Genomic DNA, 9651 nt, shown 5'->3' on the forward strand with positions numbered 1-9651 from the left:
TGAACGGGCTTGTCTCGGGCGCCCCCGTACGTTGCGGCTGGACAATGCACCAATGACACAGTCATCAGCTCAGTACCTTTGGGGTCGCCGGGGCAACACGCCGGGGTTTACGCTAATCGAGTTGGCAACCGCGATACTTGTCATAGGTATCTTATCCGCCATTGCCTACCCAAACTATACCAGTTCAATCCAGAAATCGCGACGCGGCGATGCAATTGCCGTGCTGACTGCGATTACGCAGGCACAGGAGCGATATCGGATGTCCCACGCTGCGTATGCAGGCGATACAGAAACGCTTAACGTTGACGTTTCAAAGATTTCCAAGCACTACGAAATTGCAATTAGCGGCGATGCTGTCACTGGAATGACAAATGTATTTCGCCTTACTGCCACGCCGCTGTCTACCAGCCCACAGTCGAATGATTTACGCTGCGGCCAGCTGATCGTCTCCCTGATCAGGGGACAATTGGAATATATTTCCAAGGACTCGACCGGGGCATCCATTACAACGCCCGAATGCTGGCCAAAATGATGCGATCGAATTTGAATTTCATGGCCGCAAACACTGCAATGCAGCGCGGCGTTGGGTTGATCGAGATGGCGGTTGTATTGGTCGTTGGAAGCATTATTGCTGCCACCGTCATTCCGAGTATGATGGATGCCGCCCAGCGTAAGAAGATTATCGCCACGGCCAACGAAATTTCCTCCCTGATGGGCTATGCACGCTCAGAAAGCCTGAACTCAGGAATTGATATTGATATTTCGTTTGATACCGATGCCCACACCAAAGGTGTCAGTTGCGCACTTGTCGCCACGCAGTCAGAAGCCGCGACGACCAAATGCAAATGCTATGACGCCAATATATCGAAGAGCTGCAAGGTTGGTGCCGGCCCTGACGGTGGCAGTATGCTCCGGACATTCTCGATTCCGCTCACCAGCGGCATCACTTTCTCGACCAACTCACTTGTCTGGCCGGCAGCGGGCATGCCAGGAAGATTCAGTGTCACGTATCCTAAATTGACAACCACGCTTCCGGACGACTTGAAAGTCACTATTTCAGGCACCCGCGGCTTCAAGCTTCGTGTGGATTTGAGCACCAGTGGCCGAATCAGTATATGCTCCCCTGACAGGCCAGAAGCTGGGTATCCGGTATGCGCATCATGAAGCTACGCCCCTTGCAGCGCGGCCAGCAGCGCGGCCTCACATTGGTTGAACTCATGGTGGGTATCACCATAGGCCTCATCATTACGGCTGGCGCAAGCATGATGGCCGTCAATCAGATTGGCGAGCATCGCCGCATCACGATTGAAGTACAGATACAGCAAGATCTCAGACTGATTGCCGACATGGTTGCGCAGCAGATTCGTCGAGCTGGATTTCGGGGCTGGTCGGAGTTGGGCGTCTGGGTGCCTGAGCTTGCCGGCGGCGCACCAACACCAGCAATAGAATCCACAAACAACCCGTTTGATGCGCTGTCAGAATCCGATGACGGAAAGACATTGACATTTGTTTACGAGACAAATCCTGTGCTGGGAAAAACCAGGTCAGATATGACCTCCTATGCCGATGACGTCAACGACGCGGATCACGGCGGATTCAAAATTGAGGATGGCGAACTAAAAATTCAGCTCGGTCGCGGCAATTGGCAACCGATCTCAGATAAGAGCAGTTATCGCTTCGATTCGGCGAGGTCAAGCTTCAAAATATCGACCCAGTCTCAATCGCTTGAAGAGTTTTGCGATCTTCCTTGCAATGGCTTGGCAGACTGTCCCCCTCAACAAGACGTACGCACGGTGACCGTGACGCTAGTAGCCACGAGCGTGCTGCTCCAAGACGTCACAAGAACCGTTCAAATTGTGGAGCGAGTGCGCTCCGACAAAATAGTCGGGGTTTGCGCCAAATCATGAAGCACCCTGCATCGTGCGAATTTACCTCGCGTCGGCAATCTGGCGTCGCAACGCTCGTCGTTGTGATGTCTCTATTTCTTCTTATCGGACTTTTGGCTGCCTTTGGTAACCGCAACCTTTTGTTCGAACAACGCATGGCTGGCGCGACCTTCCGTAGCATGCTCGTGAAGCAAATGGGAGATGCGGCGCTTGATTGGAGTATTGCGCAATTGAATTCAGATAAATTGGATTCTGCTTGCGCCCCAAGCAACACGGTCTCGGCAAAAAGGTTTTCGGATTTGTATTTTGATATCGATACCAACAGCCGGAAGATTGTTGCCAAGGAACGAACATTGTCAGACGCTCTCGGGCCGACCAACTGCGTCAGACTATCAGATGGTCGATGGGATTGTCGGTGCCCTGCAGCTTCAGATGCAACTGCGCGTGCCGCAGTTTCTTCGGCGGACGAGATTCAGCCAAGTTTTGGTGTTTTTCTTCAAACCACTCAGCGGCCTGGCACTCTGGTGTCAAGCAGTTATTCTTGTTCGAGCCCGAATGGAAATGACTGCGAATCGACAATCAAAGCAACAGTGAATCGATTCAATAGTGGCTGGCAGGGATCTGTACTTGGATTTGTTCCCGCACTTCGCTCACCGCCGACAGCGGCACTTACGGCGAAAGGAGCCATCGTTGCAACCGATGGCGACCTCAGATTGCACAATTCCGATGGGCTGACCAACGGTATTCTCGTGGTATCTGGTTCCGCAAGTTATCCGAGCTCCCTTACCGATTCCAAGCTGGAAAGTATTCCTGGCACGCCCCCACGCGACGCAATTGTCACCGGTGATTCGGTGCTGGCGGCTGGTGATCCTTTCCGACTTTTCATTGGCATGCCCTCTGACCGATTCAAGTACCATCCTAAGGTCAGAAAACCGGACTGCACGCCGGACTGCGTCAGCAGCATCAAGACCGCCGTTTCTTTTGGTGCGTCGATAATCTATGTGGATGGAAACCTCAGCATTGATAGTGACGTGGATCTAGGAACCATCAATGATCCAGTACTTATTGCCGCGTCGGGCACCATCAATATTTCCGCTCGACTTCAGATGTATGGGGTTCTGCTGAGCGGAGGAAATATCATTTGGAATGCTGGCGCTGGCGGGTTTTTGGTTGGTGCCCTGATCTCTGGTGCCGACGTCACCACGACAGGTCCAATTGATATTGCGTACTCGTCGGGCGTCAATTTGATAATGAAAAACAAGATTGGCGGCTTCGTCCTGGCGCCAGGAGGCTGGCATGACCACAAGTATTAAGTTGGTTGCTGCGGTCATACCCCCCTGGACTACAAGCGCTCCCGTCAAACGCTTGATCGCCACCGGCCGCGCACAGCGAGGTGTCTCGCTTGTGGAGGCACTCGTTGCCTTGCTGGTGATGAGTTTCGGTATGGTGGCCTTGGTTGGCATTCTTAGCAGTTTGCGCCGTGCAGAAGATTTGGCCCGCCAGCGCGGCGAGGCTCAGCGAATCGCGCAGAGCGAAATTGCTCGGTTGCGGTCGTTTTCCGTGATTGATAGGCCCGCAGCCGCTGCAGCTGGCGTCGTTGCTTTCTCGGACATGGGTGTCGGAACCACTGTTACGCGCGAAGAAACCCCGCCTGACTCCAACGTGAAGTACACAGTCACCCAGACTTCCGCTTGGTCGGCTACGACACCAAACCTGGCTGAAGTGCGCGTGTCGGTCACCTGGAATGACCGAGTAGGTGACGCGCAGGTGCTCGCTTTGGATACGCTGATCGCTGCCGTGGACCCGGTCTTTGGTGGCGGGCTTGCCGTACCACAACCGGTAGGCGTCACCCGTCAGCCCGCCAACCGGTCGCCAGATATCCCTGTTGGTGCCAAAGACCTCGGTGACAAGACCAGCGCTTACAAGCCCTCACCCGGTGGTGGCACCGCCTGGGTGTTTGACAACCAGACGGGGCTGATCACCAAGAGTTGCTCGGTCAGCACAGGCATTGCGACCAGTGCGATCACCTCCGGCGACCTGACGTCTTGTGCGAGTGTTTCCAACGGCCTATTTGTGTCCGGGACCATCCGTTTCTCGATGACGGCCCCTCCCAATGCCAGGGTGCCGGAAGCCACCGCCGCGCCTGCACATGCAGCAGTGACGTTGATCAGTACAGGGCATCCGGCTGCGCCGGTGTGTTTTGATGACTCTGGGACGGTGCCTTATGCGATTACCTATGCGTGCCTGATCCTTGGCAACACCGACACACCGTCCATCTGGTCAGGAAGCATTGAGCTCACCGGCATCGACACCACCACGCTCCCCACGCCGCCCTACCGCGTCTGCCGCTACACCTTCGACTACAACCGCAACGGCACGCCGGACAACGAAGAGCACCCTGCCACCTACGCCAACGTCGCCAAGTCCTTGCCGCGCCAGAACTTCCTGGTGATCGCGGGGGCGCAAAGCTGTCCGGTGGACTCTTCGACCTTCGACCCAGCAGCACGCAACTTCGTGAATTACACGACCAAGGAGCAGCAGCCAACGCGGACGCCCTGATCAGCCACACTCCGGGCTGAATCAACACCGCACTGCGCTCCTGAACGTGCCCCTGACATCGTTGGTCACGCCGCTCCACGCTCAATCCTCCAGCCCCGCCGAAGACGGCGCCATGCGCCGTGCGCTTAGGCTGGCTGACCGCGCCATCGGCCTGAGCGACCCCAACCCTCGCGTGGGCTGTTGCCTGCTGGACAGCGCAGGCCAACTGATCGGGGAAGGTTTCACCCAGCAAGCGGGTGGGCCGCATGCGGAGATCATGGCCCTGCGGGACGCGCGGGCACGCGGTGCGTCCACACAGGGTTGTACGGCCGTCGTCACGCTGGAGCCTTGCTCGCACCATGGCCGCACGCCGCCTTGTGCCGATGCGCTGGTCGAGGCAGGCGTTGCCCGTGTGGTCATCGCCCTGCCCGACCCGAACCCGGCGGTCAATGGCGCCGGCATTGCGCGTCTGCGCGCGGCGGGCGTGGTGGTCGCGCTGGCACCAGCGGACCTGGCAGCAGCTGCGCACGAGCTGAACATCGGCTTCATCAGCCGGATGCAGCGCGGGCGGCCTTTTGTGCGGCTCAAGGCCGCTGCATCGGCAGATGGAGTCACCGCCCTCCCCAATGGTCAAAGCCAATGGATCACCGGCCCACAAGCCCGCGCCGATGGTCATGCCTTCCGCCGCCGCGCGGGGGCCATCCTGACCGGCATCGGTACCGTGCTCGCCGATGACCCGCGCCTTGACGTCCGGGACGTCGAGACCTTTTTGCAGCCGCTGCGTGTCATCGTGGACTCGCAGTTGCGCATCGCGCCGCAGGCCCGCGTGCTCGCGGCGCCCGGCACGGCCTGCCTCGTGCACGCGGGCGCACCGACGCGGGCCGAGCTCGCCAGCATCGAGCAGATCGCCCTCCCCGCTTCAGACGGCCGCGTGGACCTGCACGCCTTGCTCGCGCGGCTGGCCGAACGCGGCGTCAACGAGCTGCATGTCGAGGCAGGCGCCACCCTCAACGGCGCTCTGCTGGCTGCCGGTCTGGTGGACGAAATCCTGCTCTACCAGGCCCCACTGCTGCTGGGCCAGGGCCTGCCGATTGCTTCCCTGCCTGCACTGCCCGACTTGGCCCATGCCGCGCGCTGGCGCCGTATCGATGCCACCCCGGTTGGCGAAGACCTCAGGCTGCGTTTTCGCCCAGCCTGACCCCGGGATTCCCCGAGGGCGGCACCTACAATGCCCGGATGCCCATTGCCCCCATTCCGGAACTCGTTGCCGACCTCGCTGCCGGGCGCATGGTCGTGCTGGTGGACGAAGAAGACCGCGAGAACGAAGGGGACCTCGTCCTGGCGGCTGACCACGTCACGCCCGAGGCGATCAACTTCATGGCCCGCTTCGGGCGCGGCCTCATCTGCCTGACGCTGACCCGCGAGCATTGCGAGCGGCTGCAGCTGCCGCCCATGGCCGCCCGCAACGGCACGCGCTATGGCACGGCCTTCACGGTGTCCATCGAGGCCGCCACCGGCGTCACCACCGGCATCTCGGCCGCTGACCGGGCGCGCACCATCCAGGCTGCCGTGGCGCCTGACGTGCGGCCCGCTGACCTGGTGCAGCCCGGCCACATCTTCCCCATTCAGGCGCAAGACGGCGGCGTGCTCATGCGCGCCGGCCACACGGAAGCCGGTTGCGACCTGGCGCGCATGGCTGGCCTCACGCCGGCTTCGGTGATCTGCGAGATCCTCAAGGAAGACGGCTCGATGGCGCGGCTGCCAGACCTGGAAGCCTTTGCCACCGAACACGGCCTCAAGATCGGCACCATCGCGGACCTCATCGAGTACCGCAGCCGCCAGGAAAGCCTGGTCAAGCGCGTCGCCCAGCGGCCCTTCGAAACCGCCCAGGGCCGCTTCGAGGGCCATGTCTTCAGCGACCGCACCGGCAATGTCCATCTGGCCCTGACCCACGGCAGCTGGCGGCGTGACGAGGACGTGCTGGTGCGTGTGCACGAGCCGCTGTCGGTGCTTGACCTGCTGGAGTCCGGGGCCTGTGGCCATTCCTGGAGCCTGCCCGGCGCCCTGCAAGCCATCCAGAACGGCGGCGCTGGCGTGGCCATCCTGCTGAATTGCGGCGAGTCTGCCGAGGGCCTGCTCGCCCGCCTGCAGGTTCCCGCCGGCAGCCAGGCACGTGCCTCCAGCATGGACCTGCGCACTTATGGCGTCGGCGCCCAGATCCTGCGTGCGCTGGGCGTCCAGCGCATGCGCGTGCTCGGCAGCCCGCGCCGCATGCCCAGCATGACGGGCTACGGCCTCGAAGTGACCGGTTTCGTCGCGCCCCGTGCGCAGGAGGTGTCCGCATGAAAGTCGCCAACCAAGGCAGCCCCAGCTTCGAGGGCGCACTCGACGGCAGCGAGCTCAGCATCGGCGTCGTCCAGGCGCGCTTCAACGACGCGATCACCTCCGCCATGGCCAGCGCCTGTCTGGCTGAGCTCGCACATCTCGGCATCGAGGCCGACGCCATCCAGCACATCACCGTGCCCGGCGCGCTGGAGATCCCGCTCGCACTGCAGGCCATGGCCGACAGTGACGCCTTTGACGCGCTGATCGCCATCGGCTGCGTGATCCGCGGCGAGACCTATCACTTCGAACTCGTCGCCAACGAGAGCGGTGCCGGCGTCACCCGCGTGAGCCTGGATCACGGCCTGCCCATTGCCAACGCCATACTCACCGTCGAAGACGAAGCCCAAGCCTGGGCCCGCGCCGAGCCCAAGGGCCGCGACGCCGCGCGCGTGGCCGTCGAGATGGCCAATCTCCTGGAAGACATCGAGTGAACGACACGCCCGCCAAGAAACGCGCCCCTGCCAAGTCCGCCCGTCGGCGCTCCCGGGAGCTGGCGCTCCAGGGCCTCTACCAGTGGCTGGTCACCGGCGACGACATCGGCGTCATCGATGCCCACAACCAAGAGCAGGACGGCTTCGCCAAGGCTGACCGCAAGCACTACGACCTGCTGCTCAATGGCTGCGTGCAAGAGGCCGCCGACCTGGACGCCATCCTCACCCGCCACGTGGACCGCAAGACCACCGAACTCTCGCCCATCGAGCACGGCATCCTGCTGATCGGCGCCTACGAGCTCAAGCACTGCGTGGACATTCCCTACAAGGTTGCCATCAACGAGGCCGTTGAGCTGGCCAAGTCCTTTGGCGGTACCGACGGGCACAAGTACGTCAATGGCGTGCTCGACCACGCCGCCGTGGACCTGCGGCCGCTCGAGGTCAAAGCGCGCGCCTGACGGGCTTGATTGCCGCCATGCACACGGCCCGCCGGCTCGACCGCATCGAGCCCTTCTATGTGATGGAGTGCGCCAAGGCGGCCGACGAGATCGCCCGCAGCAGCGCCTGCGACCCGGCCCAAGGTGGCCGGCGCATGATCTACCTGAACATTGGCGAGCCCGACTTCGGCGCCGCGCCCTTGGTCAAGGCCGCCGCCGTGCGCTGCATCGAGTCTGGCCAGACGCCCTACACCCCCGCCCTGGGTCTACCCGCCCTGCGCAAGGCCATCTCCGCTTGGTATGCGCAGCGCTTCGGCTTGGCCATCGACCCCGGCCGCATCGTCGTCACCGCCGGCGCCTCGGCCGCGCTGCAACTGGCCTGCCTCGCGCTCTTCCAGGCGGGCGACGAAGTGCTGCTGCCCGACCCCTGCTACCCCTGCAACCGCCACTTCCTCGCGGCGGCTGACGCCACCGTCCGCCTGCTGCCCGCCAGCAGCGAGCAGCGCTTTCAGCTCAGCAGCGCCCAGGTACGCGACGCCTGGGCGCCCGCCACACGCGGCGTGCTGCTGGCCTCGCCCAGCAACCCCACGGCTACGTCCATCGCGCCGGAAGAGCTGGCCGAGATCGTGGACGTTGTCAGAGCACATGGCGGTGTCAGCATCGTGGACGAGATCTACCTGCCGCTGAGCTACGACGCCCGCTACGAGCGCTCGGCCCTCAGCCTCGGTGATGACATCGTCTCGGTCAACAGCTTCAGCAAATACTTCGGCATGACGGGCTGGCGGCTTGGCTGGCTGGTGCTGCCACCCGCCCTCGTCGGCCCCGTCGAGCGCCTGGCGCAGAACCTCTACATCTGCCCCTCCACCATCGCGCAGCAAGCCGCCCTCGCCTGCTTCGAGCCTGCGTCCATCGCCGAGTTCGAGCGCCGCCGCGCTGAGCTGAAGGCGCGCCGCGACTTCATCGTGCCCGCGCTGAACGCCCTGGGCCTCAAGGTGCCCGTGATGCCTGACGGCGCCTTCTACGCCTGGATCGACTGCTCCGCCCACCGCCCTGACAGCTGGGCTTTTGCCTTTGAGTTAATGCAGCGCGCCCAGGTTGCCCTCACCCCGGGCCGCGACTTCGGCGCCGCCGACCCCGAGCGCTGGCTGCGCCTGTCCTTCGCCAGCTCCATGGCCGACCTGCAAGAGGCCGAGGCCCGCCTGCGCGAGGTGCTGGCGTGATGGCTCCCAGCTTCACCTGGCCTGCTCGCGTCTACTGGGAAGACACCGACGCGGGTGGCGTGGTGTTCTATGCCAACTACCTGAAGTTCTTCGAGCGCGCCCGCACCGAGTGGGTCCGCGCGGCCGGCGGCGAGCAGCAGCGCATGCGCCTTGAATCCGGCTTGATCTTCGTCGTCAGCGAGACCACGGTGCGCTACCTCGCACCTGCGCGGCTCGATGACGAGCTGACCATCACCGTCGAGCCCATTGAGCTCGGCCGCGCCACCCTCACCCTCCACCAGCGTGCGCTGCGGGGTGAACAAGTATTGGCCGAAGGCACCATCCGCGTCGGCTGCGTCAACGCGCACGACTTCAAACCCGCTCGCATCCCTGCGTCCCTTCTGGCTGCTCTGCAACGCCCATGAACCAAGACATCTCCATCGTCGCCCTGATCCTGCACGCCAGCCTGCCCGTGCAGCTCGTCATCGGCATCCTGCTGCTCAGCTCGCTGGCGAGCTGGAGCGTCATCTTTGCCAAGCTCATCGGCCTGGCCAAGATCAAGCAGCGCAACGAGGCCTTCGAGACCGAGTTCTGGTCCGGCAAGAACCTCAACGACCTCTTCCAGGCCGTGGGCAACCGCCCCGATGGCGCGCCGCTGGAGCGCATCTTTGGCTCCGGCATGAAGGAGTTTCTGAAGCTGCGCGAACGCCGCGTCACCGACCCCAGCAGCCTGCTTGACGGCGCCCGCCGCGCCATGCGCGCCAGCTACCAGCGC

Annotated in this window: 12 protein-coding genes; all 12 read left to right on the forward strand. The window is 62.6% G+C overall.

What is annotated here, in order from left to right:
- Positions 1-52: 52 nt before the first annotated feature.
- Positions 53-532, forward strand: coding sequence for a type IV pilin protein (locus ABDJ85_RS19950; RefSeq protein WP_347706570.1), 480 nt, complete (start codon positions 53-55; stop codon positions 530-532).
- A complete protein-coding gene (locus tag ABDJ85_RS19955) occupies positions 517-1164 on the forward strand; it encodes a pilus assembly FimT family protein (protein ID WP_347706571.1) in 648 nt (215 codons plus the stop codon). Before ABDJ85_RS19950 ends, ABDJ85_RS19955 begins: the two co-directional genes overlap by 16 nt.
- Positions 1152-1907, forward strand: a complete 756-nt coding sequence (locus ABDJ85_RS19960) for a PilW family protein (RefSeq protein WP_347706572.1) — start codon at positions 1152-1154, stop codon at positions 1905-1907. Before ABDJ85_RS19955 ends, ABDJ85_RS19960 begins: the two co-directional genes overlap by 13 nt.
- Positions 1904-3199: a pilus assembly PilX family protein gene (locus ABDJ85_RS19965; protein WP_347706573.1), complete on the forward strand. Its 1296-nt coding sequence runs from the start codon at positions 1904-1906 to the stop codon at positions 3197-3199. The genes ABDJ85_RS19960 and ABDJ85_RS19965 overlap by 4 nt, the downstream gene beginning before the upstream one ends.
- Positions 3183-4445 (forward strand): type IV pilus modification PilV family protein, encoded by a 1263-nt coding sequence (locus ABDJ85_RS19970; protein WP_347706574.1) that lies wholly within the window; start codon positions 3183-3185, stop codon positions 4443-4445. The genes ABDJ85_RS19965 and ABDJ85_RS19970 overlap by 17 nt, the downstream gene beginning before the upstream one ends.
- Positions 4446-4557: 112 nt before the next feature.
- Entirely contained in the window at positions 4558-5622 is a 1065-nt protein-coding gene (gene ribD / locus ABDJ85_RS19975) for a bifunctional diaminohydroxyphosphoribosylaminopyrimidine deaminase/5-amino-6-(5-phosphoribosylamino)uracil reductase RibD (RefSeq protein WP_347706575.1), read from the forward strand.
- A gap of 38 nt (positions 5623-5660) precedes the next feature.
- A complete protein-coding gene (ribBA, locus tag ABDJ85_RS19980) occupies positions 5661-6770 on the forward strand; it encodes a bifunctional 3,4-dihydroxy-2-butanone-4-phosphate synthase/GTP cyclohydrolase II (protein ID WP_347706576.1) in 1110 nt (369 codons plus the stop codon).
- Positions 6767-7240 (forward strand): 6,7-dimethyl-8-ribityllumazine synthase, encoded by a 474-nt coding sequence (ribH, locus tag ABDJ85_RS19985; RefSeq protein WP_347706577.1) that lies wholly within the window; start codon positions 6767-6769, stop codon positions 7238-7240. Before ribBA ends, ribH begins: the two co-directional genes overlap by 4 nt.
- Positions 7237-7698: a transcription antitermination factor NusB gene (nusB, locus tag ABDJ85_RS19990; protein ID WP_347706578.1), complete on the forward strand. Its 462-nt coding sequence runs from the start codon at positions 7237-7239 to the stop codon at positions 7696-7698. The genes ribH and nusB overlap by 4 nt, the downstream gene beginning before the upstream one ends.
- 17 nt (positions 7699-7715) lie before the next feature.
- Entirely contained in the window at positions 7716-8897 is a 1182-nt protein-coding gene (locus ABDJ85_RS19995; protein WP_347706579.1) for a pyridoxal phosphate-dependent aminotransferase, read from the forward strand.
- Positions 8897-9301, forward strand: a complete 405-nt coding sequence (gene ybgC, locus ABDJ85_RS20000; protein ID WP_347706580.1) for a tol-pal system-associated acyl-CoA thioesterase — start codon at positions 8897-8899, stop codon at positions 9299-9301. Before ABDJ85_RS19995 ends, ybgC begins: the two co-directional genes overlap by 1 nt.
- A partial coding sequence (locus ABDJ85_RS20005; protein ID WP_489433297.1) for a MotA/TolQ/ExbB proton channel family protein occupies positions 9298-9651 on the forward strand: 354 nt, incomplete at its 3' end. The genes ybgC and ABDJ85_RS20005, both read left to right, overlap by 4 nt.

It is taken from the genome of Roseateles paludis (assembly GCF_039872745.1).
GTDB classification, from domain to species: domain Bacteria; phylum Pseudomonadota; class Gammaproteobacteria; order Burkholderiales; family Burkholderiaceae_C; genus Pelomonas; species Pelomonas paludis.